40 protein-coding genes are annotated in these 23,938 nt (G+C 61.7%); 34 read left to right on the top strand and 6 right to left on the bottom strand.

Annotated elements, in window-relative coordinates:
• Window positions 1-197: 197 nt before the first annotated feature.
• Window positions 198-617 (top strand): hypothetical protein, encoded by a 420-nt coding sequence (locus tag FHU29_RS10255; RefSeq protein WP_157095213.1) that lies wholly within the window; start codon window positions 198-200, stop codon window positions 615-617.
• A 31-nt stretch (window positions 618-648) separates the two neighbouring features.
• Here FHU29_RS10255 and FHU29_RS10250 read toward each other — a convergent pair whose 3' ends face one another.
• The 3 genes from FHU29_RS10250 to FHU29_RS10240 form a co-directional block, all read right to left on the bottom strand.
• On the bottom strand, window positions 649-1,380 hold the full coding sequence (locus FHU29_RS10250; RefSeq protein WP_183377529.1) for an ABC transporter permease: 732 nt from the start codon (window positions 1,378-1,380) through the stop codon (window positions 649-651).
• A 110-nt stretch (window positions 1,381-1,490) separates the two neighbouring features.
• A complete protein-coding gene (locus tag FHU29_RS10245) occupies window positions 1,491-2,321 on the bottom strand; it encodes an ABC transporter permease (RefSeq protein WP_064441059.1) in 831 nt (276 codons plus the stop codon).
• On the bottom strand, window positions 2,318-3,295 hold the full coding sequence (locus FHU29_RS10240) for a daunorubicin/doxorubicin resistance ABC transporter ATP-binding protein DrrA (RefSeq protein ID WP_064441058.1): 978 nt from the start codon (window positions 3,293-3,295) through the stop codon (window positions 2,318-2,320). Before FHU29_RS10240 ends, FHU29_RS10245 begins: the two co-directional genes overlap by 4 nt.
• Window positions 3,296-3,551: 256 nt before the next feature.
• Here FHU29_RS10240 and FHU29_RS10235 point away from each other — a divergent pair, with 256 nt between their 5' ends.
• On the top strand, window positions 3,552-4,364 hold the full coding sequence (locus FHU29_RS10235; protein ID WP_064441057.1) for an alpha/beta fold hydrolase: 813 nt from the start codon (window positions 3,552-3,554) through the stop codon (window positions 4,362-4,364).
• On the opposite strand, the gene FHU29_RS10230 is transcribed toward FHU29_RS10235, so the two are convergent.
• From FHU29_RS10230 to FHU29_RS10220, 3 genes are read right to left on the bottom strand one after another with little or no spacing between them, the layout of a single operon-like run.
• Window positions 4,354-4,929, bottom strand: coding sequence for an Asp23/Gls24 family envelope stress response protein (locus FHU29_RS10230; protein WP_064441056.1), 576 nt, complete (start codon window positions 4,927-4,929; stop codon window positions 4,354-4,356). The two genes, FHU29_RS10235 and FHU29_RS10230, sit on opposite strands and share 11 nt — an antisense overlap.
• Window positions 4,926-5,876 carry a DUF6286 domain-containing protein gene (locus FHU29_RS10225; RefSeq protein WP_064441055.1) on the bottom strand — a complete coding sequence of 317 codons (951 nt, stop codon included), beginning with the start codon at window positions 5,874-5,876 and terminating at the stop codon, window positions 4,926-4,928. Before FHU29_RS10225 ends, FHU29_RS10230 begins: the two co-directional genes overlap by 4 nt.
• Window positions 5,869-6,048, bottom strand: coding sequence for a hypothetical protein (locus FHU29_RS10220; RefSeq protein WP_064441106.1), 180 nt, complete (start codon window positions 6,046-6,048; stop codon window positions 5,869-5,871). Before FHU29_RS10220 ends, FHU29_RS10225 begins: the two co-directional genes overlap by 8 nt.
• A 148-nt stretch (window positions 6,049-6,196) precedes the next feature.
• Here FHU29_RS10220 and FHU29_RS23180 point away from each other — a divergent pair, with 148 nt between their 5' ends.
• The 32 genes from FHU29_RS23180 to rplQ all read left to right on the top strand — a co-directional run bounded on the left by FHU29_RS23180 (window position 6,197) and on the right by rplQ (window position 23,936).
• A complete protein-coding gene (locus tag FHU29_RS23180; RefSeq protein ID WP_064441054.1) occupies window positions 6,197-6,700 on the top strand; it encodes a hotdog fold domain-containing protein in 504 nt (167 codons plus the stop codon).
• A gap of 481 nt (window positions 6,701-7,181) precedes the next feature.
• Entirely contained in the window at window positions 7,182-7,487 is a 306-nt protein-coding gene (rpsJ, locus tag FHU29_RS10210) for a 30S ribosomal protein S10 (protein WP_003938093.1), read from the top strand.
• Window positions 7,488-7,517: 30 nt separating this feature from the next.
• Window positions 7,518-8,177 carry a 50S ribosomal protein L3 gene (rplC, locus tag FHU29_RS10205; RefSeq protein ID WP_064441053.1) on the top strand — a complete coding sequence of 220 codons (660 nt, stop codon included), beginning with the start codon at window positions 7,518-7,520 and terminating at the stop codon, window positions 8,175-8,177.
• 2 nt (window positions 8,178-8,179) lie between these two features.
• Window positions 8,180-8,878 (top strand): 50S ribosomal protein L4, encoded by a 699-nt coding sequence (rplD, locus tag FHU29_RS10200; protein ID WP_064441052.1) that lies wholly within the window; start codon window positions 8,180-8,182, stop codon window positions 8,876-8,878.
• Window positions 8,875-9,189, top strand: coding sequence for a 50S ribosomal protein L23 (rplW, locus tag FHU29_RS10195; protein WP_013805280.1), 315 nt, complete (start codon window positions 8,875-8,877; stop codon window positions 9,187-9,189). Before rplD ends, rplW begins: the two co-directional genes overlap by 4 nt.
• A 63-nt stretch (window positions 9,190-9,252) precedes the next feature.
• The gene (gene rplB, locus FHU29_RS10190) at window positions 9,253-10,086 is read left to right on the top strand and encodes a 50S ribosomal protein L2 (protein WP_013805281.1); all 834 of its coding nucleotides are present in this window, start codon (window positions 9,253-9,255) and stop codon (window positions 10,084-10,086) included.
• A gap of 13 nt (window positions 10,087-10,099) precedes the next feature.
• Window positions 10,100-10,381 (top strand): 30S ribosomal protein S19, encoded by a 282-nt coding sequence (gene rpsS / locus FHU29_RS10185; protein ID WP_064441051.1) that lies wholly within the window; start codon window positions 10,100-10,102, stop codon window positions 10,379-10,381.
• Window positions 10,378-10,785 (top strand): 50S ribosomal protein L22, encoded by a 408-nt coding sequence (gene rplV, locus FHU29_RS10180; RefSeq protein WP_013805283.1) that lies wholly within the window; start codon window positions 10,378-10,380, stop codon window positions 10,783-10,785. Before rpsS ends, rplV begins: the two co-directional genes overlap by 4 nt.
• Window positions 10,785-11,597 carry a 30S ribosomal protein S3 gene (gene rpsC, locus FHU29_RS10175; protein ID WP_013805284.1) on the top strand — a complete coding sequence of 271 codons (813 nt, stop codon included), beginning with the start codon at window positions 10,785-10,787 and terminating at the stop codon, window positions 11,595-11,597. Before rplV ends, rpsC begins: the two co-directional genes overlap by 1 nt.
• 2 nt (window positions 11,598-11,599) lie before the next feature.
• Complete coding sequence (rplP, locus tag FHU29_RS10170; RefSeq protein ID WP_013805285.1) at window positions 11,600-12,016, top strand: 50S ribosomal protein L16; 417 nt, start codon at window positions 11,600-11,602, stop codon at window positions 12,014-12,016.
• The gene (rpmC, locus tag FHU29_RS10165; RefSeq protein ID WP_013805286.1) at window positions 12,016-12,261 is read left to right on the top strand and encodes a 50S ribosomal protein L29; all 246 of its coding nucleotides are present in this window, start codon (window positions 12,016-12,018) and stop codon (window positions 12,259-12,261) included. Before rplP ends, rpmC begins: the two co-directional genes overlap by 1 nt.
• A complete protein-coding gene (rpsQ, locus tag FHU29_RS10160) occupies window positions 12,258-12,569 on the top strand; it encodes a 30S ribosomal protein S17 (protein ID WP_013805287.1) in 312 nt (103 codons plus the stop codon). The genes rpmC and rpsQ overlap by 4 nt, the downstream gene beginning before the upstream one ends.
• A 123-nt stretch (window positions 12,570-12,692) precedes the next feature.
• Window positions 12,693-13,061: a 50S ribosomal protein L14 gene (gene rplN, locus FHU29_RS10155; RefSeq protein ID WP_064441050.1), complete on the top strand. Its 369-nt coding sequence runs from the start codon at window positions 12,693-12,695 to the stop codon at window positions 13,059-13,061.
• A complete protein-coding gene (rplX, locus tag FHU29_RS10150) occupies window positions 13,061-13,378 on the top strand; it encodes a 50S ribosomal protein L24 (protein WP_013805289.1) in 318 nt (105 codons plus the stop codon). The genes rplN and rplX overlap by 1 nt, the downstream gene beginning before the upstream one ends.
• Before the next feature lie 2 nt (window positions 13,379-13,380).
• Complete coding sequence (gene rplE, locus FHU29_RS10145; protein ID WP_013805290.1) at window positions 13,381-13,965, top strand: 50S ribosomal protein L5; 585 nt, start codon at window positions 13,381-13,383, stop codon at window positions 13,963-13,965.
• 7 nt (window positions 13,966-13,972) lie between these two features.
• Window positions 13,973-14,158: a type Z 30S ribosomal protein S14 gene (locus FHU29_RS10140; RefSeq protein WP_013805291.1), complete on the top strand. Its 186-nt coding sequence runs from the start codon at window positions 13,973-13,975 to the stop codon at window positions 14,156-14,158.
• 80 nt (window positions 14,159-14,238) lie between these two features.
• Window positions 14,239-14,637, top strand: coding sequence for a 30S ribosomal protein S8 (gene rpsH / locus FHU29_RS10135; protein ID WP_013805292.1), 399 nt, complete (start codon window positions 14,239-14,241; stop codon window positions 14,635-14,637).
• Window positions 14,638-14,650: 13 nt separating this feature from the next.
• Window positions 14,651-15,190 (top strand): 50S ribosomal protein L6, encoded by a 540-nt coding sequence (gene rplF, locus FHU29_RS10130; RefSeq protein ID WP_041450800.1) that lies wholly within the window; start codon window positions 14,651-14,653, stop codon window positions 15,188-15,190.
• A gap of 2 nt (window positions 15,191-15,192) precedes the next feature.
• The gene (gene rplR, locus FHU29_RS10125) at window positions 15,193-15,609 is read left to right on the top strand and encodes a 50S ribosomal protein L18 (protein WP_013805294.1); all 417 of its coding nucleotides are present in this window, start codon (window positions 15,193-15,195) and stop codon (window positions 15,607-15,609) included.
• Window positions 15,610-15,661: 52 nt separating this feature from the next.
• Entirely contained in the window at window positions 15,662-16,309 is a 648-nt protein-coding gene (rpsE, locus tag FHU29_RS10120) for a 30S ribosomal protein S5 (protein ID WP_013805295.1), read from the top strand.
• Window positions 16,310-16,311: 2 nt separating this feature from the next.
• A complete protein-coding gene (gene rpmD / locus FHU29_RS10115) occupies window positions 16,312-16,491 on the top strand; it encodes a 50S ribosomal protein L30 (protein ID WP_064441049.1) in 180 nt (59 codons plus the stop codon).
• A 2-nt stretch (window positions 16,492-16,493) separates the two neighbouring features.
• The gene (rplO, locus tag FHU29_RS10110) at window positions 16,494-16,934 is read left to right on the top strand and encodes a 50S ribosomal protein L15 (protein ID WP_064441048.1); all 441 of its coding nucleotides are present in this window, start codon (window positions 16,494-16,496) and stop codon (window positions 16,932-16,934) included.
• Window positions 16,935-17,211: 277 nt separating this feature from the next.
• A complete protein-coding gene (gene secY / locus FHU29_RS10105) occupies window positions 17,212-18,525 on the top strand; it encodes a preprotein translocase subunit SecY (RefSeq protein WP_013805298.1) in 1,314 nt (437 codons plus the stop codon).
• On the top strand, window positions 18,522-19,067 hold the full coding sequence (locus FHU29_RS10100; RefSeq protein ID WP_064441047.1) for an adenylate kinase: 546 nt from the start codon (window positions 18,522-18,524) through the stop codon (window positions 19,065-19,067). The genes secY and FHU29_RS10100 overlap by 4 nt, the downstream gene beginning before the upstream one ends.
• A gap of 16 nt (window positions 19,068-19,083) precedes the next feature.
• The gene (gene map, locus FHU29_RS10095) at window positions 19,084-19,878 is read left to right on the top strand and encodes a type I methionyl aminopeptidase (protein ID WP_074390889.1); all 795 of its coding nucleotides are present in this window, start codon (window positions 19,084-19,086) and stop codon (window positions 19,876-19,878) included.
• Window positions 19,879-20,099: 221 nt separating this feature from the next.
• On the top strand, window positions 20,100-20,321 hold the full coding sequence (gene infA / locus FHU29_RS10090; protein ID WP_005443304.1) for a translation initiation factor IF-1: 222 nt from the start codon (window positions 20,100-20,102) through the stop codon (window positions 20,319-20,321).
• A 78-nt stretch (window positions 20,322-20,399) separates the two neighbouring features.
• Window positions 20,400-20,513, top strand: a complete 114-nt coding sequence (gene rpmJ, locus FHU29_RS10085; protein WP_074390888.1) for a 50S ribosomal protein L36 — start codon at window positions 20,400-20,402, stop codon at window positions 20,511-20,513.
• 183 nt (window positions 20,514-20,696) lie between these two features.
• A complete protein-coding gene (rpsM, locus tag FHU29_RS10080; protein WP_013805301.1) occupies window positions 20,697-21,071 on the top strand; it encodes a 30S ribosomal protein S13 in 375 nt (124 codons plus the stop codon).
• Window positions 21,072-21,074: 3 nt separating this feature from the next.
• On the top strand, window positions 21,075-21,488 hold the full coding sequence (gene rpsK, locus FHU29_RS10075) for a 30S ribosomal protein S11 (protein ID WP_064441046.1): 414 nt from the start codon (window positions 21,075-21,077) through the stop codon (window positions 21,486-21,488).
• Between the two features lie 20 nt (window positions 21,489-21,508).
• Entirely contained in the window at window positions 21,509-22,114 is a 606-nt protein-coding gene (gene rpsD / locus FHU29_RS10070) for a 30S ribosomal protein S4 (protein ID WP_041450801.1), read from the top strand.
• A gap of 88 nt (window positions 22,115-22,202) precedes the next feature.
• The gene (locus FHU29_RS10065) at window positions 22,203-23,264 is read left to right on the top strand and encodes a DNA-directed RNA polymerase subunit alpha (protein ID WP_064441045.1); all 1,062 of its coding nucleotides are present in this window, start codon (window positions 22,203-22,205) and stop codon (window positions 23,262-23,264) included.
• 60 nt (window positions 23,265-23,324) lie between these two features.
• The gene (rplQ, locus tag FHU29_RS10060) at window positions 23,325-23,936 is read left to right on the top strand and encodes a 50S ribosomal protein L17 (RefSeq protein WP_064441044.1); all 612 of its coding nucleotides are present in this window, start codon (window positions 23,325-23,327) and stop codon (window positions 23,934-23,936) included.
• The last annotated feature ends 2 nt before the right edge of the window (window positions 23,937-23,938 follow it).

Raw genomic sequence — 23,938 nt, 5'->3', positions numbered from 1 at the left:
TGTGCCAGTAGTCTCGGACCAGTGCTTGACCGTCGCATCTCGGCTTGCGTTTACGACCGCGCTCTGAGATGCGTACGGGGAGCTGCCATGTCGGAACTCGCGAGAAAGCTGGTTGCTGAATTTCGTTGTCGGTCGCACGGTCGAATGAGGTAGGTCTGCAAGTGGATGAAGAAGTGAGGGCTTGGACACTTCACCGCTTGATCTCTACTGCCGCGGCGGTCGCGCCGAAATCAGGGTCAGTGGGCGAACAAGGGGCAGAGGTAACCTTTGCCCAGCTCATTGAAGCGGCTCGCGAAATCTGGTCGCACAGTTTCGATGGCGAGATCGACGAAAGCTCAGCTGTGCTGCTCGCGGTTGCTGGCACCGTCTTTGCTGGAGATGGCCAGGATGGGGCTCAACAGCTTGCTGAGAAGCTTGGCAGCATCGTCGCCGCAATCGACGGTTCGAGCGGTGACGCTGCGGAAGAGACGCAGGAAACTGTAGGCGAAGAACGTCGAGCAATCGTTCTCAGGCTCTTTGAAGAGCGGTTGTGTTCAGCCGCCGTCCGGAGGCAGCAAACAAACGGCACTGCCTCGGAGCACATCGAGCGTTACACCCGCGCAGTCGCTTCAATGTAGAGCCAGTTCAGCGGCCCTGCCGGTGAGTTGCTCAGCCTGCGGCGGATCTCCGGTAACCCACGATCGCTGGCACCGAGAAGAGCACGACAAGGCTCCCTGACCATATCGCGCAGCGAATCAGTGGCGAGCTGTAGTCTTCGCCCAGCGCGATACCTCGCATCGCCTCGACTGCATGTGAAAGCGGCTGGTTCTCCACAAATGGCTGTGCCCACGAGGGGAAAGCCTGCAAAGGCACAAACCCGGAGCTGAAGAACATCCCGAACATGATGAACAGCTGAAGGGCCGCGATAAGCGTCTGTTTCGTCGTGATCAGTGCGCATGCGGTGGCTACTGTAGCGAAGCCGATACCGAACATCAGGGGCACGGAGAGGAACGCGAAAGTCGCTGTGACGCTGTTGAGCCGGAATCCCAACGGGAAGGCGACGATCAATATCAAGATCGTGGTGAGAACGATGCGTACCGCTTCGGCCATGAGGCGGCCCGCTAAATCAGCTCCCCGGTGAATCGGAAGGGACCAGTACCGGCTGAGTACCCCGTTCTCGCGTTCCTGGATTACAAGTACCACGCCCGCGATTGATCCCACCATCGCCGCTACCAGCGACATCAGTGGAGCGAACCGGTAGGCCGCGGGCTCGTTCGAAAACCCTTCCATGGTGATACCGATGACCATCCAGAGCATCACCAGCATGATCGCCGGGTACGCGACAGCCTGAACCATCGTCAGCGGATCCCGGCTCCAGATGATCAGGAGTCGCTTCGTCATGAGCAAGCTCTGTCTGACGAAAGTGATCGGAGACGACTCCGAGCGCGTGAAATTGAGTTCAGGAAACTGAGTCGTGGCAGTGGGGCGTGGGTTCGTCTTCATCGCTGTACTCATCTCCTCCGAGCTGCTGCCCACACGGCCAGACCGCCGAGTGCTACGAACAGGGCAGCACTCCAGACGAGTCCGGGGCCGACAGTCTCCCAGGTCGCGGTTCCGCCGGCGAAGGCCCGCATGGTTTCGGCAAATTGCGATACTGGCTGGTTTCGCACGAACGGCTGGGCGAACTCAGGGAAACCCGTTTCGGGTATCAGTCCCGTGGACATCATTCCGAAGATAAGGATGGGGAGAGTAAGAGCCTGGGTGACCGCACGCGGGTTGGCAGTGATCGTGCCTAGCGCGTCTGCACCGAGAATCAGACTGAAACCTACGAACAGAACGAACGCAACGAAGAACGCCGCCTGCAGTGCACCGCCTTCGAAGCGGAAGTTGATGATGTGCCCGTAGGCGATTGCGGCTGCAAGGGCAACGATTGCGCGTGCGAAATTACCCGTCATACGCGAGAACAGGGGGACTGCGCGCGGAATAGGCATTGTATAAAGCCGCGCCGTCATGCCCTGTTGGGCATCGCGAGCGGCCTTGAGTGCAGCCTGCTGCATCGTCAGGGCCACCGCACCGAACGCGATTAGCGGCACAACGAACTGGCCGTAGTTCCGAACGCCACCCCCGCCCATGTACGTGGGGAGCTCAAGCATTGTTCGCAACGGCACGTAGTAGGCGAGAGTGAAGATCGCGGGAGTGATGAGCGCAATGATGAAGTCGCCGTTGCGGGCCATCTCGCGCAGCGAGCGTGTGCTGAGCGCAGCCCATTGGCGCAATGCGGTCGACCTAGACGACAGCGTCTCGTTTGCCGTCAGCGACAGCGAAATCACCCCGGACGTCATTTGCCGCCCTTCTGTGCCGTGCCGTGACCGGTAAGGGCGAGGAACACGTCATCGAGGGAGGGGCGGCGCAGCGCCACGTCATCAAGCTCGATTCCCTCGGCGGAAAGGCGGCGCAGCACTTCGCTGAGCGTGGCCGGTCCATCTTCGGCAGGAATGGCGATCCGGTCGGCATCGTCCGGGAGTTCCCCAGGGATTGCGCCGTCGGGGTAGAGATCCGCGACCAGGAGCTGGATCTTGCGCAATTGACTGGGTTCCAGCGGTACCACCTCGCAGAAGGTTCCGCCGGTACGCTCCTTGAGCTGGTTCGCGGTGCCTTCGGCAATGACGGTGCCCTTGTCGATGACGATGATGTTGTCGCTGAGCAGGTCTGCTTCTTCGAGGTACTGAGTCGTCAGCAGAACGGTGATGCCTTCGTTTTTCAGCTCACTGACCAGTGACCACACGGCCTGACGGCTGCGCGGGTCGAGACCGGTCGTCGGCTCGTCGAGAAACACCACTTCAGGGCGTGTTACGAGCCCGCAGGCGATATCGATGCGGCGGCGCATGCCGCCCGAGTAGCCGCCCACCCGGCGGTTAGCCGCGTGTTCGAGATCGAAGGCGGTGAGAAGCTGATCCGCTCTTGTATGCGCGGCTTTGCGGTTCAGGCCCATCAATCGGCCGAAGAGCACGAGGTTCTCACGTCCGGTCAACGTTTCGTCAAGCGCGGCGTACTGCCCCGTCAGCATGATGGAGCGGCGCACCTGGGCAGCCTGCTCGACCACGTCGTACCCTGCGACCCACGCCTTGCCGAAGTCGGGACGCTGGAGGGTGGAGAGAATGCTGACAGTGGTGGTCTTGCCGGCGCCGTTCGGGCCGAGAACGCCGAGAACGGTTCCCTTGGGGACGGAGAAGCTGATCCCGCTCAGTGCGGTGACGTCACCGAAGGTCTTGACGACGTCGTCGACGAGAACGGCGGTCTCCGGCGATGAACGCATCCAAACTCCTGTTTGCGGTCAGTGTGGCGCAAAACCCCACACAGTGTGTCCGAATGGAGCGCCATCCGGCATTCTGCTGGGCAGGCACCTGCGCCCCAATGGTAAGCAGACCCCGCGTTGCTTGACCGGCAAACCTAGTTCAAGGTGTATTGATCGGACAGGCAACGGACTTATCGTAGCCCGCCGAGCCTACGTTACTTGCCGGTCATGAGTTGTCGCTCAATTCACAACTGTCATCTAAGGAGAATTGTCGGCCATGCCTACTGCTGAGCTGAATGGGATTCGCCTGAGCTACCGGGTTCATGGTGAAGGGCCGCTTGTGGTTTTCGTTATGGGTACTGGAAGCCCGGGACGGGTCTGGGAGATGTATCAGGTTCCCGCCCTTGTGAAAGCTGGCTACACAGCGGTGACCTTCGAAAACCGCGGTATCGCACCAACTGACGAGTGTGCAGCAGGTTTCACAATCGATGACATGGTGGAAGACACGGCGGCGCTGATCGAGCACTTGGCTGCTCAGGGGCATGGCCCGGCGTCCGTCGTGGGGACCTCCCTGGGCTCGCGCATCACGCAGGAGCTTTGCCTCGCTCGCCCGGATTTGGTGCAGAAAGCGGTGCTTCTCACCGCTCACGGGCGCATGGATCCGGTGATTCGCTCCCTTTCTCGGGGGGAGCGGGAGATTTACGACAACAATGTGACGTTGCCGGCCGCGTATCAGGCTGCGGTGAACGCAATTATGAATCTTTCTCCCGCTACGCTGCGCAACGACCAAAATGCGCTCGACTGGCTGGCGATTATCGAGTATTCGAGTGGCCCGGCATCGGCTGGGGTGCGGGCGCAAATGGGACTGTCCGATTTTCCGAGCAGGCTTGATGCCTACCGCAGCGTCACGGTCCCGGTGCTTGCCGTCGGATACCTCGATGACAGGCTGATCCCGCCCCATCTGGCGCGCGAAGTAGCGGACGCGATCCCCGGAGCCCGCTATGCGGAGGTGCGCGACGCCGGACACTATGGCGCACTCGAACAGCCGGACCGCGTGAACAGTCTGATTCTCGAGTTCCTCAGTGCTTGATCGGAACTGGACGATTCCGGGTGACTTCGAAGAAGACGGGAATCGCGATGGGTGCTCCTTCCAGAGCGAGATAGATATCGGCGATGGAGTCGGCGACCGCGCTGCCCGCCTGGCTTAGATCTGCGTTGCCGGGGAGTGTGATCGTGAGACTGATTGTCGGCACACCCCGGTCAAGGAAGGGGTGTGCGCGAACGTCAGCGGCGGCGGGAATCCGCCCCTTCAGGTCGTGAGCGACAGCGCCTGCGAGTGCACGGAGATCAACGGTGAGGTGGCCGTCGGCGCTATCCGGGTCGAGAACCACGGGGCCAATGCGATCCGGCCACAACGCGAGCCCCACCACGAGCCCCCCGAGTGCGATCGCCACGAGTGAGATACCGAAAACAGCCCGCGGCCACCATCGTTCATCGGTCAGTTCGAGCAGCGTTTCGGGGTTGATATGCCCTGCCGCAGTCCGCGCCCAGCCCCAGCCAGCTTGATAGCCAAGAGTGACGAGGGAACCGAGGGCGAGGATAGCGCCGACCATCACGCTGACGACCCGGTTCAGTGCGACGATCAGCGACGTCATCGGACGCCGTCCAAGGCTATCGCTGACCCAACTTTGACTTCGATGGCGGGCGGGTCCAGCAGCAGCGCCAGCCCCGACTGAACCGCCTCATGCACGCGGTCGCGAAGCCCAGGATCGCCCGCTTCCGATACATCGATCGTTACGACCGCCCGCTTGCGCGACACGGCGGTGCGCGCGTTGATGACACCGGATATTTCTCGCGCAAGAGCGGTGCACCGCCGCGCGATGTCTTTAGGGCGCATCCACGCAGGATCTTCCGTGGCGAGCCGGAAGTGTGTTTTCCGTCGGGGAAGAACCGCGGCGATAAGCGCATACACTCCAACGACGAGGGCTGCCGCGGCGGGAAAATACATCCAGTCCTGCCACCCAGTCTCGACAAGGTATTCAAGCGTCGGCGGTATCCAGGCGGGCCCTGGGAGAACCTCGCGAAAGATGAGGAAGTCTCGCACGCCGACGGCGCCGAGCGCGATCAGTCCGGCGCCAGCTATCAGCCCGAAGTACAGGGCCGCGGGGGTGGAGAGCGGATCGTGGGGGATGGTCGGCGGATGCGGCGGGTGCTCGGGTTCCCCTTCGACAGTTGCGTGATGTGATTCGCGCGCGGCTGAGAACGCCGAAACCCGGATGTCGATTCGTGCGGGATGCTCGCCCGTCAGCGCGGCTATGTCCTTCCCGACGCGTGCGCGCAGCTCATGCGTTACATGGGATAAGCGCGCCGGCCACGCGGTGGCGATATCAAGCGTGACGTGCGCGTCCGCGGGTGTTCGCGAACCGGTCCTGGCAAACGCTACCGACGCGTTGGGGAGGTCGCGGCGGGCGAAACGGGTGCGGTAGGCGGCGACGTCGGGCAGTGATTTGGCGGCTGCGACCGCGACACGAGTGAGGACGCGCTCACGGATATCGAGGCCTCCCCGGTCACCCCGGTCGTCGGGTGTTTCCAGCTCAGCCACGACCACGGCTCCGCAGGAGGGCGCCCAGATCGATATAGCCATCGCGATGTGCGCCGAGTGTGAGCCCAATTGCGCCGAATGCCGCGGCGAGGAAAAAGCCACTGGGACCGCCCCAGATGAACGCGAGGGCCAGAAGCAGGCCGGTGAATAGGCCCGCCGCAGTGTTGTTCATTCCGACTCCCTTGTCTGAGGGCATCATCAGGCTTCATCAGGCATCATCAGGCTACGCTCCGCTGTTGTCGGAGGAGGAGCCATCCGGCAGCTGCAGCAAGTTAACGCCCGCTAGACCGAAAGGGCCCCGCGGCGTATGCTCACGCCCCGTGAATACGTCAAATCAGTCGTCGCAGAGAAATGCCGAGCCGAGGGCCCTGGGTCTCTGGCGGCGTTTCGGGGGTAACCGGATCGGCCGGCTCGCCTTTTCAGCTGGAGTGTGGGCGAAAGCGCCCTACTTCGTGACGGTTGTGCCAGTGGTGCGGAGCGCGGAACCTGGACGTGTTGTCATGACCTCGCCTAAGTGGCCTGGCGTACACAACCACATCGGCACGTTCCATGCGATCGCCATGTGCAATATCGCCGAAGCGGCCATGGGTGTCCTCATGGAGGTGACGGTCCCGCCGAGCCATCAGTGGATACCGAAGGGGATGGCGGTTGACTACCTGGCCAAGGCTCCGTCAAGCTTGACCGCTACTGCGACAATTGAGCCGATCGACTTCGGAACCATCAGTGACGGCACTGACGTAGTCGTCACGGTTTCGATCACGGACAAGAACGGCAACGAAGTTGTGAACGCTCGGATCACGACCTGGGTTCGCCCGAAAAACTAGCTCGAACGGCGGTTATACCCCGGATTTGGCTGATCACTCCTCGTAAGGCATACTATTCGGGTTGCCTTGAGTAGCCCAGACTTGTTCTCGGGCCGCCAAGGCAGTGGTCAGTGCTGCGGCCTGCGCATTTGCGACGGTCAGCTGCGTTTCGCCTGGTCGCGGAGTGCAGTGCAGCTAGTAGCGAGAGACAAACCGAGCGTCCTCAGGGGCGCATCCGGGACACGTTCACGCTGCCCGTCAGGGCAGAAGAATGCGCGGAGAGGCGACACGCCCGACCGCGTGGACCGGAGAACCATGACAGGTGAACAGCGGCAGCGGATCGGATCTGGCACGCGCCCGCGGGCTGTGGTTCGTCTGGAATGGCTGCTCAGCATCCTGACGTAAGGATGCAGGGCATCGAAGGGGTGGTCCCAGGACCACAACATCGAAAGGTGTGACCCGAGGGGGTCACAGCTACAGCGGCAAGGAAAAGGACACAAGCGTGGCGGGACAGAAGATCCGCATCAGGCTCAAGGCCTACGACCATGAGGCGATTGATGCGTCAGCGCGCAAGATCGTCGAGACGGTGACCCGTACGGGTGCTCGGGTCGTCGGCCCGGTGCCGTTGCCGACCGAGAAGAACGTGTACTGCGTCATCCGCTCGCCGCATAAGTACAAGGATTCGCGCGAGCATTTCGAGATGCGCACTCACAAGCGTCTCATCGACATCCTCGACCCGACGCCGAAGACGGTTGATGCGCTCATGCGGATCGATCTACCGGCGAGCGTCGACGTCAACATCCAGTGATCGTGCAAGACGCAGTGGAGACACGCTCAAATGACTAAGCAGAACGAAGCAAAGATCAAGGGCATCCTGGGCAACAAGCTCGGCATGACTCAGGTCTTCGACGATCGCAACCGCGTTGTGCCGGTAACTGTCGTCAAGGCCGGGCCGTGCGTCGTTGTCGGGGTGCGAACCGAAGAGACTGACGGCTACAACGCTGTGCGGCTCGCATTCGGTGCAATCGACCCCCGCAAGGTAACCAAGCCCGTCGCCGGGCAGTACGCGAAGGCTGGTGCGACACCGCGCCGCCACCTCGTTGAGCTCCGTGTAGCAGACCCGTCACAGTACGAGGTCGGCCAGGAAGTTACAGCGGACGTCTTCGCGGATGGCGCCACGGTAGATGTGACCGGCATCAGCAAGGGCAAGGGCACCGCTGGTGTCATGAAGCGCCACGGTTTTTCCGGGCAGGGCGCTTCACACGGCGCTCAGGCTGTGCACCGCCGCCCAGGCTCCATCGGTGGCTGCGCCACCCCGGGCCGCGTTTTCAAGGGCATGCGCATGGCAGGCCGCATGGGCAACGAGCGTGTCACCACCCAGAACCTGACGGTTTACAAGGTGGACAGCGACGCTGGTCTGCTCCTTATCAAGGGCGCCATCCCCGGTCGTAAGGGCGGCCTTGTTGTCGTCAAGACCGCTGTGAAGGGTGGCGAGTAAATATGACCAGCGTTAAAGACACCGTGGCAGCAACGAAATTGCAGCTGGATGTCCGTACCCCCGAGGGCGGCACCAACGGCACTGTCGATCTGCCCGCCGAAATCTTCGACGCGCCAGTCAACGTCGCACTGATGCACCAGGTGGTCGTGGCTCAGCTTGCAGCCGCGCGCCAGGGCACCCACTCGACGAAGACGCGTGCCGAGGTCAGCGGTGGTGGCAAGAAGCCATACCGCCAGAAGGGCACCGGCCGTGCGCGCCAGGGCTCGACCCGCGCGCCGCAGTTCGTCGGTGGTGGCACGGTTCACGGCCCGAAGCCGCGTGACTACAGCCAGCGCACCCCGAAGAAGATGATCGCGGGTGCACTGCGCAGCGCGCTGTCAGACCGTGCGCGCAGCGAGCGCATCCACGTCATCACCGAGGTAGTGGCTGGTCAGGTACCATCCACGAAAGCGGCGAAGACTTTCTTCGCGCAGATCAGCGACCGGAAGAAGTTCCTCCTGGTCGTCGGTCGCGAAGATCTGGCTGCGTGGCTGAGCGTGAGCAACCTCGACAACGTTCACCCCATCGCTCCTGACCAGCTCAACACGTATGACGTGCTGGACAGTGACGACCTGGTGTTCACCGTTGAGGCTCTGGATTCGTTCATCGCCGCACGGACCGCCAAGTCGGGTGCAGCATCATCTGAGGAGGAGTCGAAGTGACCACCTCGAAGACCCTCGCAGATCCGCGCGACATCATCCTCGCGCCGGTCATCTCTGAGAAGTCTTACGGGCTGATCGAAGAGGGAACCTACACCTTCCTCGTGCACCCGGACGCGAACAAGACGCAGATCAAGATCGCCATTGAGAAAATCTTCGGCGTGAAGGTCGTGAGCGTGAACACCGCCAACCGGCAGGGCAAGAAGAAGCGGACCCGATTCGGGTTCGGCAAGCGCAAGGACACCAAGCGCGCCTTCGTCACCCTGACGGCAGACAGCAAGCCCATCGAGCTCTTCGGAGGTCCGGTCGCCTAGCACCCCAATTCACATTGGGGCCTAGCTGACTGGGACTGACGAAACAAAGAGGACTGAAGACTCATGGCAATCCGTAAGTACAAGCCAACATCCCCGGGCCGCCGGGGTGCGAGCGTCGCTGACTTCGCGGAGATCACGCGCTCGACTCCGGAAAAGTCACTGGTTCGCCCATTGACCAAGTCCGGTGGCCGTAACGCTCATGGCCGGATCACAACCCGGCACAAGGGCGGTGGACACAAGCGTGCATACCGCGTCATCGACTTCCGCCGCGCGGACAAAGACGGCGTCAACGCGAAGGTCGCTCACATTGAGTACGACCCCAACCGCACTTCGCGGATCGCGTTGCTCCACTACCTCGATGGCGAAAAGCGCTACATCATCGCTCCGGCGAAGCTGAAGCAAGGCGACGTCGTCGAGTCGGGACCCGGCGCAGACATCAAGCCAGGTAACAACCTGCCGCTGCGCAACATCCCGACAGGTACGGTCATCCACGCGATCGAACTCCGCCCAGGTGGCGGCGCCAAGATCGCTCGCAGTGCGGGCACTTCCGTGCAGCTCGTCGCAAAGGATGGTCCATACGCCCAGCTGCGTATGCCGTCCGGCGAAATCCGGAATGTTGACGTCCGCTGCCGTGCCTCGATTGGTGAGGTGGGCAACTCAGAGCACGCCAACATCAACTGGGGTAAAGCTGGCCGCATGCGGTGGAAGGGCAAACGCCCAACCGTCCGTGGTGTGGTGATGAACCCGATCGACCACCCACATGGTGGTGGTGAAGGTAAGACATCGGGTGGCCGTCACCCGGTGAGCCCGTGGGGCAAGCCGGAGGGTCGCACCCGTCGTCGCAAGGAAAGCGACAGGATGATCGTTCGCCGCCGCCGTACAGGCAAGAAGCGCTAGGAGGGAGTGAAAGATGCCGCGCAGCCTTAAGAAGGGCCCGTTCGTCGATGACCACCTCCTCGCGAAGGTGGACGTCCAGAACGACAAGGGAACCAAGCAGGTCATCAAGACCTGGTCCCGCCGTTCGACGATCATTCCGGACTTCATTGGTCACACGTTTGCGGTCCACGATGGCCGTAAGCATGTCCCGGTGTTCGTTTCCGAGAACATGGTCGGTCACAAGCTCGGTGAGTTCGCGCCGACCCGGACATTCAGAAGCCACATCAAGGAAGACCGGAAGAGCAAGCGCCGATGAGCAACAACAACACTGCGACCGAGAACCCGACCGCTCGGGCAACGGCTCGCTTCGTGCGCGTGACGCCGATGAAGGCACGACGCGTCGTGGATCTCATCCGCGGGCGTGATGCTGCCGACGCGCTGACCGTCCTCAAGTTCGCCCCACAGGCGGCGAGCGAGCCGGTCGCCAAGGTGCTCGCTAGTGCCGTTGCGAATGCCGAGAACAACCTGAGTCTCGATCCGCGGACACTGGTGGTGTCGGAGGCCTATGTAGACGAAGGTCCCACGATGAAGCGCTTCCAGCCGCGCGCGCAGGGCCGGGCATTCCGGATCCGCAAGCGCACCAGCCACATCACTGTGGTTGTGGAAAGTGTGGAGTCGAAGTCCACAGGCAACCGTAACCGCCGGAAGGGAGCTCAGTAGTGGGCCAGAAAATCAACCCGCACGGCTTCCGTCTAGGTATCACCACGGACTGGAAGTCCCGTTGGTACGCGGACAAGCAGTACGCGGAGTACGTGAAAGAAGACGTCGAGATCCGCAAGCTTCTCAAGACTGGTCTTGAGCGCGCTGGCATCTCGAAGGTGGAGATCGAGCGCACACGCGACCGTGTGCGTGTCGACATCTTCACGGCACGCCCAGGCATTGTCATCGGACGCCGCGGCACCGAGGCGGACCGTATCCGTGCACAGCTCGAGAAGCTCACTGCCAAGCAGGTGCAGCTGAACATCCTCGAGGTGAAGAACGCCGACAGCGACGCGCAGCTTGTCGCTCAAGGTGTAGCGGAGCAGCTCTCGAACCGCGTGGCGTTCCGCCGCGCGATGCGCAAGGCGATCCAGTCGGCTATGCGCCACCCGCATGTCAAGGGCATCCGGGTGCAGTGCTCGGGCCGTCTTGGTGGTGCCGAAATGTCGCGTTCGGAGTTCTACCGCGAAGGCCGTGTGCCGCTGCACACCCTCCGCGCGGACATCGACTACGGGCTTCACGAGGCAAAAACAACGTTCGGCCGGATCGGCGTGAAGGTCTGGATCTACAAGGGTGACGTTGTTGGTGGCCGCCGTGAGGCAGATGTTGTCGTGCCAGGAGCTGACGATCGTCGGCCACGCCGTGAGCGCCCGTCACGCCCCCGCCGCGGTGGCGCTGGTTCCTCAGCGCCTGAAGGCGGACGGAAGACGGCTGACGCTGGTGTCGGGGCTGCTGGCGCAGGTACTGCGCCAAGTGAGAGCAAGGAGGCCTGACGATGCTGATCCCACGCAAGGTGAAGCACCGCAAGCAGCACAAGCCCAAGCGCACGGGTCTCGCCAAGGGCGGCACCCAGGTGGTATTCGGTGACTTCGGTATCCAGGCTCTCGAGCCGGCGTACCTGACCAACCGGCAGATCGAATCCGCGCGTATTGCCATCAACCGGCACATCCGCCGTGGTGGCAAGGTGTGGATCAACGTGTTCCCGGACCGGCCGCTGACCAAGAAGCCAGCCGAAACCCGCATGGGTTCAGGTAAGGGCTCACCCGAGTGGTGGGTCGCGAACATCAAGCCTGGCCGCGTGATGTTCGAGATGTCATACCCCAATGAGGAGGTGGCTCGTGAGGCTCTGCGCCGCGCGATCCACAAACTCCCAATGAAGTGCAGGATCGTGACGAGGGAGGGACAGTTCTGATGGCTACCGGAACAAAAGCCTCAGAGCTCCGTGAACTCAGCAAAGAAGAGCTGGTCGAGCGGCTACGCGAAGCTAAAGAAGAGCTCTTCAACCTGCGTTTCCAGATGGCAACCGGACAGCTCGACAACAACCGTCGTCTGGGCACCGTCCGTAAGGACATCGCACGGATCTACACGGTGCTGCGTGAGCGCGAACTCGGGCTTGCTGCAGGACCGGAAACCGAGACGGCTGGTGACGCAGCATGAGTGAGGACAACAGCGTGAATTCGGCTCAGGCGGAAGGCTCCGCCCAGACCCAGAAGCCCCGTGGCCGGCGCAAGACGCGCATCGGCTACGTGGTTTCCGACAAGATGCAGAAGACGATCGTCGTCGAGCTTGAAGACCGCGTGAAGCACTCGCTTTACGGCAAGGTCATCCGGCGCACCAGCCGGGTCAAGGCTCACGACGAGAACGAGACCGCAGGCATCGGCGACCGCGTGCAGCTGATGGAGACCCGTCCGCTGTCGGCCACCAAGCGCTGGCGGCTCGTCGAGGTTCTCGAAAAAGCCAAGTAGTCTTCCTTCTGCCCGCCGCAGCGTGAGCCGCGGTGGGCAGAGCGGGGCAATAAGGACAGATTGGGACCGAGCGTGGTCAGGTCGGAAATCTGCCACGTATAAATCCAGGTTCAGGAGAAGATAGTGATCCAGCAGGAATCGCGACTTCGGGTCGCCGACAACACGGGTGCTAGGGAGATTCTGTGCATCCGCGTTCTCGGTGGATCCGGACGTCGTTACGCCGGTGTGGGTGACATCATCGTTGCGACGGTGAAGGAAGCCATCCCTGGCGGCAACATCAAACGCGGCGAGGTCGTCAAGGCCGTTGTCGTTCGCACCAAGAAGGAACGCCGCCGTCCCGACGGTTCGTACATCCGATTCGATGAGAATGCAGCTGTCATCCTCAAGAACGCTACCGACCCACGTGGCACCCGAATCTTCGGCCCCGTTGGTCGTGAGCTTCGTGACAAGCGCTTCATGAAGATCGTTTCGCTTGCGCCGGAGGTGTTGTGATGAAGGTACGTAAAGGCGACACAGTTCTCGTCGTATCAGGCAAGGACAAGGGCGCTAAGGGCAAGGTCATTCAGGCTTTCCCGAAGACCGAAAAGGTGCTTGTCGAGGGCGTGAACCGTATCAAGAAGCACACGCCCATTTCGGCAAACCAGCGCGGTGCTCAGACCGGTGGAATCGTCACCCAGGAAGCGCCAATCCACGTTTCCAACGTCATGGTGGTCGATGCTGACGGGAATCCAACCCGGGTGGGATACCGCGCCGATGAGGAGTCCGGCAAGCGCGTTCGGATCTCCCGCAAGACCGGGAAGGACATCTGAGCATGACTGCTGTTGAGCACCCAGAAAAGTACCGGAGTGAAGTGCAGCCGCGGCTGAAGTCCCGCTACCGCAGCGAGATCAAAGACGCGCTGAACAACGAGTTCACGTACGCGAACGTCATGCAGATCCCCGGTGTCGTGAAGGTCGTCGTCAACATGGGCGTCGGAGACGCCGCTCGTGACGGCAAGCTGATCAACGGCGCTGTCCGGGATCTCTCTCTGATCACCGGTCAGAAGCCTGAGGTTCGTCGCGCCCGGAAGTCCATCGCGCAGTTCAAGCTGCGCGAAGGAATGCCCATCGGTGCCCGCGCCACCCTGCGCGGTGACCGTATGTGGGAGTTCCTCGACCGCCTGGTCACCATCGCGCTGCCCCGTATCAGGGACTTCCGTGGACTGTCGCCCAAGCAGTTCGACGGAAATGGCAACTACACGTTCGGTCTCAATGAGCAGTCAATGTTCCACGAGATCGACATCGACTCGATCGACCGTCCTCGCGGCATGAACATCACTGTTGTGACCACCGCGACAACTGACGAAGAGGGCCGTGCGCTGCTGAAGCACCTCGGCTTCCCCTTCAAGGAGAGCTGAGCATCCGATGGCTAAGAAAGCACTGGTAATCAAGGCCGCTCGCAAGCCGAAGTTCGCCGTCCGCGCGTACACACGGTGCCAGAAGTGCGGTCGTCCGCACTCTGTCTACCGCAAGTTCGGTCTGTGCCGCGTGTGCCTTCGCGAGATGGCGCACAAGGGCGAACTGCCCGGCGTGCACAAGTCGTCCTGGTGAGATTTCAAGAATTATCAATTTGCACTTCGCTGCAGGCCCCTGCGGGGAACCGTGGCGAGAAAGGTGAGTAGGTCACTCCCATGACCATGACCGATCCTGTCGCAGACATGCTGACGCGTCTGCGCAATGCCAACTCGGCATTCCACGACACCGTGGTGATGCCGCACTCAAAGCTGAAGGCGAACATCGCCGAGATCCTGAAGCGCGAGGGATACATCGCCGACTACCGCACCGAGCCTGCTCGGGTCGGTAAGTCGCTGATCGTCGAGCTGAAGTACGGGCCTACCCGTGAGCGCTCGATCGCTGGTCTGCGCCGTGTTTCGAAGCCGGGTCTGCGCGTATACGCAAAGTCCACCAATCTGCCGAAGGTACTGGGTGGCCTCGGCGTGGCGATCATCTCCACGTCGACAGGCTTGCTTACCGACCGTCAGGCTGCGACTCAGAGGGTGGGCGGGGAAGTCCTCGCCTACGTCTGGTGAGGGAGGCCACGACATGTCACGTATTGGAAAGCACCCCGTGCGAGTCCCGTCCGGTGTTGACATCAACATCGACGGCCAGAAAATTGTCGTGAAGGGCCCGAAGGGCACCCTCGATCTCACCATCGCCACACCAATCACGGTCGCTCGTGACGATGATGGAACGATCGCGGTTTCACGTCCCGATGACGAGCGTAAGAGCCGCGCACTACACGGTCTCTCACGCACGTTGATCAACAACATGGTCGTCGGTGTCACCGAGGGCTACACCACGAACATGGAAATCCATGGCGTGGGCTACCGCGTGCAGCAAAAGGGAAGCAACCTCGAGTTCGCCCTCGGGTTCAGCCACCCTGTGCCGATCGAGGCGCCGGAAGGCATCACCTTCAAGGTGGAGTCGCCGACCAAGTTCTCGATCTCTGGCATCGACAAGCAGCAGGTGGGGCAGGTCGCTGCCAACATCCGCCGCCTGCGCCGTCCAGACCCCTATAAGGGCAAGGGCATTCGTTACGCCGGCGAGCAGATCCGTCGCAAGGAAGGAAAGACGGGTAAGTAATCATGAGCCAGGCAACACAAGCAACAGATAAGCCGATCAAGCGCACGCCGGTCGGTACCGACGTCTCGACGCAGCGCCGTATCTCCCGTGCCCGCCGCCACTTCCGTCTGCGGAAGAAGATCGCGGGTACTGCAGAACGTCCCCGTCTCGCAGTGCACCGCTCCTCGCGGCATATCCACGTGCAGGTGATCGACGACCTCGCAGGACGCACACTCGCTGCCGCATCGTCGATGGAGCCAGACGTGCGTGCTGTCGAGGGTGACAAAAAAGCCCGGAGCGAAAAGGTCGGTGCCCTCATCGCCCAGCGCGCCAAGGATGCCGGCATCGAAGCGGTGGTGTTCGACCGGGGTGGCAACGACTATCACGGCCGCATCGCCGCACTGGCTGATGCCGCACGTGAAGGTGGATTGAAGTTCTGATCATGATGACCACCCGAAACACACCAAATCGTACGAACGGAAGGAAAGCCTAATGCCGGGACGTGGTCGGCGTGACGGCGGCAGCGGACCCGCCGGTAGTAACAATCCAAGTGGTGACGACCAGAAGGACCGCAGAGATCGTCGCGACCGCCGCGGCGACAATGCCCGTGGTCCAGCGAACGAGAAGTCGAACCATCTCGAGCGCGTCGTCGCGATCAACCGAGTCGCCAAGGTCGTCAAGGGTGGTCGTCGTTTCAGCTTCACCGCCCTCGTCGTTGTCGGTGACGGCAACGGTGTCGTCGGTGTCGGATACGGAAAGGCCAAGGAAGTTCCCGCGGCCATTCAGAAGGGCGTCGAAGAGGCCCGGAAGAATTTCTTCCGTGTTCCGCTGATCGCGGGCACCATCACCCACCCAGTGCAGGGTGAAGCCGCAGCAGGTGTTGTCTTCCTGCGCCCGGCCAGCCCCGGTACCGGTGTTATCGCCGGCGGTGCTGTACGCGCAGTGCTTGAATGCGCAGGTGTCCATGACATCCTGTCGAAGTCACTAGGCAGCGACAACGCCATCAACGTTGTTCATGCGACGGTGGCAGCACTGAAGCAGCTGCAGCGCCCTGAGGAAGTTGCCGCACGTCGCGGTCTTCCGATCGAGCACGTTGCACCTGCAGGTATGCTCCGTGCACGCGCAGGGCAGGGGGCATAGCAATGGCTGAGTTGAGAGTTACCCAGCTGCGAAGCATCATCGGGGCGAACCCGAAGCAGCGCGAAAGCATGCGCACCCTTGGTCTGAAGCGGATCCGCCAGTCGGTAGTCCGTGAGGACACCCCTCAGAACCGTGGGCTTATCCATGTGGTGCGCCACCTCGTAGAAGTTGAGGAGGTCTGATCATGGCGATCAAACTGCACCACCTTCGTCCCGCTGAGGGCTCGAAGAAAGACAAGATGCGCGTTGGCCGCGGTGAAGGCTCAAAGGGCAAGACCGCTGGTCGTGGCACCAAGGGCACCAAGGCCCGCAAGCAGGTTCCCGTGATGTTCGAAGGTGGCCAGATGCCCCTTCACATGCGGCTTCCTAAGCTGAAGGGCTTCAAGAACCGGTTCCGCACCGAATACCAGGCCGTGAACGTCGGTGACATCGCGCGCGTTTTCCCTGAAGGGGGCACGATCGGTGTTGCTGAACTCGTTCAGGCTGGCCTCGTTCGGAAGAACGAGCTGGTGAAGGTTCTCGGCGATGGCGACATCTCGGTAGCCGTGCAGGTTACCGCGAACAAGTTCTCCGGTGCCGCTAAAGAGAAGATCGCCGCTGCTGGCGGCTCCGTAACGGAGCTGTGATACCTCGGGTACAGCAGTGCTGTGACTAAAGCAACGAGAGGCCGTGAGGGGTTCACCCTGACGGCCTCTTGTGCTGTCCGTGGTTCGTCACGGAATGGGGGAGGCTCGCCCAGCGCGCAACTGAGGCTGCGGCGCAAAGGGCGTACCCCCGGATACTGTTAGAGTTGACCAGACCTGCGAGACAGGCATGTTGGCCATCGCTTGGCCAGCTATCACCGTGTGTGACCGCTTGCCTGAACTTCGCTGCCCTGTACTACCGTCCTAGCCAGGAGGATCGTTGCTCTCCGCCTTCGTTACGGCCATCAGGACTCCAGACCTGAGGCGGAAGATTCTCTTCACGCTCGGGATTGTTGTCCTCTACCGTCTCGGCGCGCAGATTCCATCGCCCGGTGTTGACTTCGCGAATATTCAATCCTGTGTCGCGCAGGCTACCGGCGGCGACGCGGCCGGACTGTACTCGCTGATCAACCTGTTCTCCGGCGGCGCCCTGCTGCAGCTCTCGGTATTTGCAATCGGTGTTATCCCGTATATCACGGCGAGCATCATCGTCCAGTTGCTGACGGTAGTGATCCCGAAGTTCGAACAACTTAGAAAAGAAGGCCAAAGCGGTCAGGCCAAGATGACGCAGTACACGCGTTATCTCGCGGTCGCGCTGGCCATGCTGCAGGCGACGGGAATCGTCGCACTGGCTGCGCGCGGTCAGCTCTTGCAGGGTTGTGAACTCGACATTATCGCCGATACCAGCGTCTTCGGGCTCCTGGTGATCGTGCTTGTGATGACGGCTGGCGCGACGCTGCTGATGTGGTTCGGTGAGCAGGTCACCGAGCGGGGTGTCGGCAACGGCATGTCGCTGCTGATCTTCGCCGGCATCGCCGCCATGATCCCGGTTGAGGGCAACAACATCCTTCAGAGCCGCGGTGGCGTCACGTTCACCCTCGTTTGTATCGCGGCAGCGGCGATTGTCACCGGTGTTGTGTTCGTCGAGCAGGGCCAGCGCCGCATCCCTGTGCAATACGCGAAGCGCATGGTTGGGCGCCGCATGTACGGCGGTACGTCAACCTACTTGCCACTGAAGGTGAACCAGGCTGGTGTCATCCCGGTCATCTTCGCGTCGTCACTGCTGTACATGCCGTTCCTGGTTGTTCAGCTCACGACAGGGCAGGAAGAGCCACCGGCGTGGCAGCGTTTCATGACTGAGCATCTGATGAACCCGAGCAGCCCGGTGTACATCATCTTGTACTTCATGCTCATCATGTTCTTCACGTTCTTCTACGTATCGATCACGTTCAACCCGGATGATCGTGCTGAAGAGATGAAGAAGTACGGCGGCTTCATTCCTGGCATCAGGCCTGGGCGACCGACCGCCGAATACCTCTCGTTCGTGCTCAACCGCATCACGCTGCCAGGCTCGATTTACCTGGGCACGATTGCTGTGCTGCCGAACGTATTCCTCAATGCGGGGAGTGGCGATGTCCAGAGCATTCCGTTCGGTGGTTCGGCGGTACTCATCATGGTGGTCGTGGCTCTCGATACAGTAAGGCAGATAGAAAGCCAACTGATGCAGCGCAACTATGAAGGGTTCTTGAAGTGAGAGTCGTACTACTTGGTCCTCCCGGAGCTGGAAAAGGAACGCAGGCAGCGCTCCTGTCGGAGAAGCTCGGCGTCCCGCACATCTCCACCGGCGATCTGTTTCGTGCCAACATCGGTCAGGGCACACCGCTAGGCCTCGAGGCTAAGGCCTACACGGATGCGGGCAAGCTCGTTCCCAGTGAGATCACCAACCGCATGGTCGAGCAGCGCATCAGTGAGCCCGACGCTGCAAACGGCTTCCTGCTCGATGGCTATCCACGCACGGTCGATCAGGCTGAAGCCCTGGAGAAGATTCTTGACGATCACGGCACCAAACTCGACGCCGTCGTTTCGTTTGTCGTCGATGAAGATGTCGTCGTTGGACGCATGCTCGAGCGCGGCCGCGCCGACGACAACGAGGACGTCATCCGCACCAGGCTGCATGTCTACCGGGATGAGACGGCGCCGCTACTCGAGCACTACGCCGCCATCGTGAAAACGGTCAATGGCGTGGGTGACATCGAAGAGATCAACGGGCGCGCTATGGCCGCGCTGGGCAAGTGAACCGGGTTCATTGAACGTGCGACTCAGGAAACGCAAGGTAGTTCCGTTCCGGTCCGCCGGGGAACTCGATGCGATGGCTGCGGCGGGTGCAATTGTCGGCGAGACTCTTGTTGCTGTGCGCGACGCCGCAAAGCCCGGCGTGACCACCAAGGAGCTCGACGAGATCGCCGAAGCAACAATCCGCGCGGCGAATGCTGTGCCGTCCTTCCTCGGCTACCACGGCTTCACGGGTTCCATCTGCGCCTCGATCAACGAAGAGGTCGTGCATGGAATCCCCGGCAGCCGAGTCATCGAGGCGGGTGACCTCGTCTCGATCGACTGCGGTGCCATCCTCGACGGTTGGCACGGGGATTCCGCCTGGACGTTCGGGGTGGGGGAGACCAGCGACGCGGACCGCGACCTCAGCGAGGCGACTCGCCTGACGTTGGAAGCAGGGATCGCGGCGATGGTGGAGGGGAATCGACTCACCGATATCTCCTATGCGCTGGAAATGGGCACCCGGGAACTCGAACGCACACACGGCCGGAAGTACGGCATCGTTGATGGCTATGGTGGCCATGGGATCGGAAACGAGATGCACCTCGATCCGTTCCTGCCCAACGAGGGGGCACCGGGTAAGGGCCCGCATCTGGTCGTGGGTTCGGTGCTCGCCATTGAGCCGATGCTGACGCTGGGCACCACCGATACTGAAGTTCTGGACGACGAATGGACGGTTGTCACTGCTGACGGCAGTCGTGCCGCGCACTGGGAACACACTGTCGCGGTTACAGATGACGGCCCGCGCATTCTGACCTTGCGGCCCCACGACTAGCACGCAGCTTCAAAAACCCCGAGAAACGGGACAGACGCACAGGAGTAACTCCTGAGTCTGTCCCGTTTTCTGTACGCCACATAGAGCGGGTGGCAGCAGTGATTTGGCGCCTTCGCAATTCCTGCGTAGGATGGTGCGTTGGTGCGTCAAGCGCCTGAGTGGATCAGATGAAATGGTAAACAAAGGGGCCGGGGTGAGCTCTGCCCGGGATCGCGGAGGACATGGCTAAGAAAGACGGGGCCATTGAGGTCGAGGGACGCGTTATCGAACCGCTGCCCAACGCAATGTTCCGAGTTGAGCTGGAAAACGGCCACAAGGTCCTCGCGCACATCAGCGGAAAGATGCGCCAGCACTACATCAGGATCCTCCCAGAGGATCGCGTAGTGGTGGAGCTCTCGCCGTATGACCTGTCGCGGGGCCGGATCGTCTACCGCTACAAGTAACCAACTGGCTGGCTTCGCCAGCAACCCGCGTGGCGCCTGGTCGCCGCGGGGTGAGACAACCGAACAGATTGGACGGACGTGAAGGTTCAGCCAAGCGTCAAGAAGATCTGCGACAAGTGTCAGGTCGTACGTCGCAAGGGGCGGGTTTTCGTCATTTGTGACAACCTTCGCCACAAGCAGCGTCAGGGCTGACCTGACTGCGGGGGCATGACTGCCGCACTTTTCGCGATCTGCTTGCCAGACAGCACACAAGAAGACCTCCCAGCGCCACCTGCCCGATACGCGGGCAGACTCCCCTGGAACGGAGGCCGGGGCCCGAGCATCAGCTACGGGACGGACTGGGAGAAGACCTCCGCAAATGAGAGGAACAGCCGCATGGCACGGCTTGTAGGCGTCGATCTGCCGCGCGATAAGCGCATGGAGATCGCGCTGACATACATCTTCGGCGTCGGCCGGACCCGCTCCCAGGAGATTCTTACGGCGACGGGCATCAGCCCGGACCTCCGCACGAAAGACCTGACTGACGATGATGTCGCGAAGCTCCGCGAGTACATCGAAGGGTCTTTCAAGATCGAGGGTGACCTGCGCCGCGAGGTGCAGGCGAACATTCGCCGCAAGATGGAAATTGGCTCCTACCAGGGTCTGCGGCACCGCCGCGGCCTCCCGGTCCGGGGTCAGCGCACGAAGACTAACGCGCGCACCCGGAAGGGCCCGAAGAAGACGATCGCCGGTAAGAAGAAGGCAAGGTAAGAAATGCCCCCCAAGTCACGAGTGACCGGCGGTAAGAAGGGCCAGAAGTCCCGCCGCCGCGAAAAGAAGAACATTGCGCATGGTCACGCGCACATCAAGAGCACGTTCAACAACACCATCGTGTCGATCACGGACCCGCAGGGCAACGTGATCTCCTGGGCTTCCTCAGGTCACGTTGGCTTCAAGGGTTCTCGTAAGTCGACCCCGTTCGCCGCACAGCTCGCTGCCGAGAACGCGGCACGCAAGGCCCAGGACCACGGCATGAAGAAGGTTGACGTCTTCGTGAAGGGCCCCGGTTCTGGCCGCGAGACCGCGATCCGTTCACTGCAGGCCGCTGGCCTTGAGGTGGGCACGATCTCTGATGTCACGCCACAGCCGCATAACGGCTGCCGTCCGCCGAAACGCCGCCGGGTCTAACAGGAAGGGAAGGTCAAACAATGGCACGTTATACCGGTCCTGTAACCCGCAAGTCGCGTCGTCTCCGGGTGGACCTCGTTGGTGGTGACCAGGCTTTCGAGCGTCGTCCCTACCCGCCCGGTCAGCACGGCCGCGCGCGGATCAAGGAGAGCGAGTACCTGCTCCAGCTGCAGGAGAAGCAGAAGGCGCGCTTCACCTACGGCGTGATGGAAAAGCAGTTCCGCCGCTACTACCAGGAGGCAACACGCCGTTCAGGTAAGACGGGCGAGAACTTGCTCCGCATCCTCGAGACTCGTCTCGACAACGTGGTTTACCGCGCAGGGTTCGCGCGTACTCGCCGCCAGGCTCGCCAGCTCGTGACGCACGGCCACTTCCTGGTGAACAACCAGCGCGTCGACATTCCGAGCTACCGCGTTTCGCAGTACGACATCATCGATGTGCGCCCACAGTCGCTGGAGACCGTTCCGATGCAGCTCGCGAAGGAACTGATCACCGAGCGTCAAGCTCCCGGCTGGCTGCAGGTTGTCCCATCGAAGCTTCGGATCCTTGTCCACAAGGAGCCCGATCGGGAACAGATCATCGTTCCGCTGCAGGAGCAGTTGATCGTCGAGTTCTACTCGAAGTAATCGGTATGAGGGGCGTCCCATTCTTGGGCGCCCCTCATAAAACCCTAATCGGCATCAAATAGCGGATGCCAAGGAGGAACAGGAACACATGCTCATCTCTCAGCGCCCAGAGCTGACGGAAGAGATCGTCGCCGATAACCGGTCACGGTTCGTCATCGAGCCGCTCGAGCCGGGATTCGGTTACACCCTCGGCAACTCCCTTCGCCGGACACTGCTGTCGTCCATTCCGGGCGCGGCCGTAACCAGCATCCGGATAGACGGTGTTCTCCATGAGTTCACCACCGTCCCGGGTGTGAAGGAAGACGTCACCGAAATCATCCTCAACCTGAAGAGCCTCGTAGTGAGCTCGGAAGAGGATGAGCCTGTCACCATGTACGTGCGCAAGCAGGGCCCCGGGGCTGTCACCGCTGGTGACATCGTTCCGCCTGCGGGTGTCGAGGTGCACAACCCGGATCTGCACATTGCGACCCTCAATGACAAGGGCCGTTTGGAGATCGAGCTTGTGGTCGAGCGTGGCCGTGGCTACGTTCCGGCGCTGCAGAACAAAGCCACCGGCGCCGAGATTGGGCGTATCCCGATGGACGCGATTTACTCGCCAGTCCTGAAGGTCACGTACAAGGTCGAGGCGACCCGTGTCGAGCAGCGCACCGACTTCGACCGTCTCATCGTTGACGTTGAGACGAAGAACTCGATCAGCCCGCGTGACTCCGTTGCCTCGGCAGGCAAGACACTCGTCGAGCTGTTCGGCCTGTGCCGTGAGCTGAACGTGGAGTCCGAGGGCATCGAGATCGGGCCGTCACCGCAGGAAGCTGATCACATCGCCGCATACGCGATGCCGATCGAGCAACTCGATCTCACCGTCCGTTCGTACAACTGCCTCAAGCGTGAAGGTGTACACACGGTCGGCGAGCTGGTGAGCCGCACAGAGTCTGACCTCCTTGATATCCGCAACTTCGGGCAGAAGTCCATCGACGAGGTGAAGGTCAAGCTTCACACGCTCGGTCTTTCGCTCAAGGACAGCCCTGGACCGTTCGATCCTTCGGCGGTCGCTGGGTACGACGCGAGCACGGGGACATGGCGCGACACCGACGCTGACGGCGACGGTGACTATGCCGCTGAGCAGGACTACGCCGAAACAGAACAGCTTTAATTCACTTTCACCCGCCCTCGGTGGACTGACCGGGTCGGGCGATCTTAGAGGAGCATCACCATGCCCAAGCCCACCAAGGGGCCGCGCCTTGGCGGCTCAGCGTCGCATCAGAAGCTGATGCTGGCTAACCTCGCAACGTCACTGTTCGAGCATGGCCGCATCACCACCACCGAGGCCAAGGCCCGGCGGCTACGTCCGTTCGCGGAGAAGCTTGTCACCCATGCGAAAAAGGGCGGACTCGCCCATCGTCGTGAGGTGCTGAAGACGATCCGCGACAAGGACGTCGTCCACAAGCTCTTCGCCGAAATTGGCCCGCACTTTGCTGAGCGTGACGGTGGCTACACCCGCATCGTCAAGACGCTGCCACGCAAGGGCGACAACGCCCCGATGGCAGTGATCGAACTCGTCAAGGAGCAGACCGTTTCGTCCGAGGCGGACCGCGCTCGCCGCGTGGCCGCTTCGCAGAGCGCCCCTGCAGCTGCACCAGTTTCTCAGGCTACGGCCGAAGAGACAGTGACAGTGGAGAACCCTGCCGAGGAGGCCGTGGAAGCGGCTGACGACGCAGCTGTCGAGAATGCGGAAGAGGTCGTCGACGCCCTCGAGGACCAGAACGCAACCGCCGCGGACGCTACCGAGGCTGCCGAGGTTAGCGACGCTGACGAGTCCAAGTAAGG

Origin of the sequence: Hoyosella altamirensis, from assembly GCF_014191505.1 — a bacterium.
GTDB lineage: Bacteria > Actinomycetota > Actinomycetes > Mycobacteriales > Mycobacteriaceae > Hoyosella > Hoyosella altamirensis.
Note: the sequence above shows the minus strand (reverse complement) of the source record. Positions and strands in the feature narration are given on the sequence as shown.

Coding starts and splice junctions, on each gene's coding strand:
- rplF (WP_041450800.1), top strand. CDS start 14,651: ATGTCACGTATTGGAAAGCACCCCGTGCGAGTCCCGTCCGGTGTTGAC.
- FHU29_RS10230 (WP_064441056.1), bottom strand. CDS start 4,929: ATGACGTCGCTGATCGTCGCACTGAACCGGGTCGTCAGCGTGATGGTC.
- rplO (WP_064441048.1), top strand. CDS start 16,494: ATGGCGATCAAACTGCACCACCTTCGTCCCGCTGAGGGCTCGAAGAAA.
- rplQ (WP_064441044.1), top strand. CDS start 23,325: ATGCCCAAGCCCACCAAGGGGCCGCGCCTTGGCGGCTCAGCGTCGCAT.
- FHU29_RS10235 (WP_064441057.1), top strand. CDS start 3,552: ATGCCTACTGCTGAGCTGAATGGGATTCGCCTGAGCTACCGGGTTCAT.
- rpsD (WP_041450801.1), top strand. CDS start 21,509: ATGGCACGTTATACCGGTCCTGTAACCCGCAAGTCGCGTCGTCTCCGG.
- FHU29_RS10250 (WP_183377529.1), bottom strand. CDS start 1,380: ATGACGAAGCGACTCCTGATCATCTGGAGCCGGGATCCGCTGACGATG.
- rpsE (WP_013805295.1), top strand. CDS start 15,662: ATGCCGGGACGTGGTCGGCGTGACGGCGGCAGCGGACCCGCCGGTAGT.
- rpsS (WP_064441051.1), top strand. CDS start 10,100: ATGCCGCGCAGCCTTAAGAAGGGCCCGTTCGTCGATGACCACCTCCTC.
- FHU29_RS10220 (WP_064441106.1), bottom strand. CDS start 6,048: ATGAACAACACTGCGGCGGGCCTATTCACCGGCCTGCTTCTGGCCCTC.
- rplR (WP_013805294.1), top strand. CDS start 15,193: ATGAGCCAGGCAACACAAGCAACAGATAAGCCGATCAAGCGCACGCCG.
- rpsM (WP_013805301.1), top strand. CDS start 20,697: ATGGCACGGCTTGTAGGCGTCGATCTGCCGCGCGATAAGCGCATGGAG.
- rpsQ (WP_013805287.1), top strand. CDS start 12,258: ATGAGTGAGGACAACAGCGTGAATTCGGCTCAGGCGGAAGGCTCCGCC.
- rplP (WP_013805285.1), top strand. CDS start 11,600: ATGCTGATCCCACGCAAGGTGAAGCACCGCAAGCAGCACAAGCCCAAG.
- rplX (WP_013805289.1), top strand. CDS start 13,061: ATGAAGGTACGTAAAGGCGACACAGTTCTCGTCGTATCAGGCAAGGAC.
- FHU29_RS10240 (WP_064441058.1), bottom strand. CDS start 3,295: ATGCGTTCATCGCCGGAGACCGCCGTTCTCGTCGACGACGTCGTCAAG.
- rpsH (WP_013805292.1), top strand. CDS start 14,239: ATGACCATGACCGATCCTGTCGCAGACATGCTGACGCGTCTGCGCAAT.
- rplV (WP_013805283.1), top strand. CDS start 10,378: ATGAGCAACAACAACACTGCGACCGAGAACCCGACCGCTCGGGCAACG.
- rplE (WP_013805290.1), top strand. CDS start 13,381: ATGACTGCTGTTGAGCACCCAGAAAAGTACCGGAGTGAAGTGCAGCCG.
- rpsK (WP_064441046.1), top strand. CDS start 21,075: ATGCCCCCCAAGTCACGAGTGACCGGCGGTAAGAAGGGCCAGAAGTCC.
- rplD (WP_064441052.1), top strand. CDS start 8,180: ATGACCAGCGTTAAAGACACCGTGGCAGCAACGAAATTGCAGCTGGAT.
- rplB (WP_013805281.1), top strand. CDS start 9,253: ATGGCAATCCGTAAGTACAAGCCAACATCCCCGGGCCGCCGGGGTGCG.
- rpmD (WP_064441049.1), top strand. CDS start 16,312: ATGGCTGAGTTGAGAGTTACCCAGCTGCGAAGCATCATCGGGGCGAAC.
- FHU29_RS10140 (WP_013805291.1), top strand. CDS start 13,973: ATGGCTAAGAAAGCACTGGTAATCAAGGCCGCTCGCAAGCCGAAGTTC.
- rplC (WP_064441053.1), top strand. CDS start 7,518: ATGACTAAGCAGAACGAAGCAAAGATCAAGGGCATCCTGGGCAACAAG.
- FHU29_RS10065 (WP_064441045.1), top strand. CDS start 22,203: ATGCTCATCTCTCAGCGCCCAGAGCTGACGGAAGAGATCGTCGCCGAT.
- infA (WP_005443304.1), top strand. CDS start 20,100: ATGGCTAAGAAAGACGGGGCCATTGAGGTCGAGGGACGCGTTATCGAA.
- rpmC (WP_013805286.1), top strand. CDS start 12,016: ATGGCTACCGGAACAAAAGCCTCAGAGCTCCGTGAACTCAGCAAAGAA.
- FHU29_RS10245 (WP_064441059.1), bottom strand. CDS start 2,321: ATGACGTCCGGGGTGATTTCGCTGTCGCTGACGGCAAACGAGACGCTG.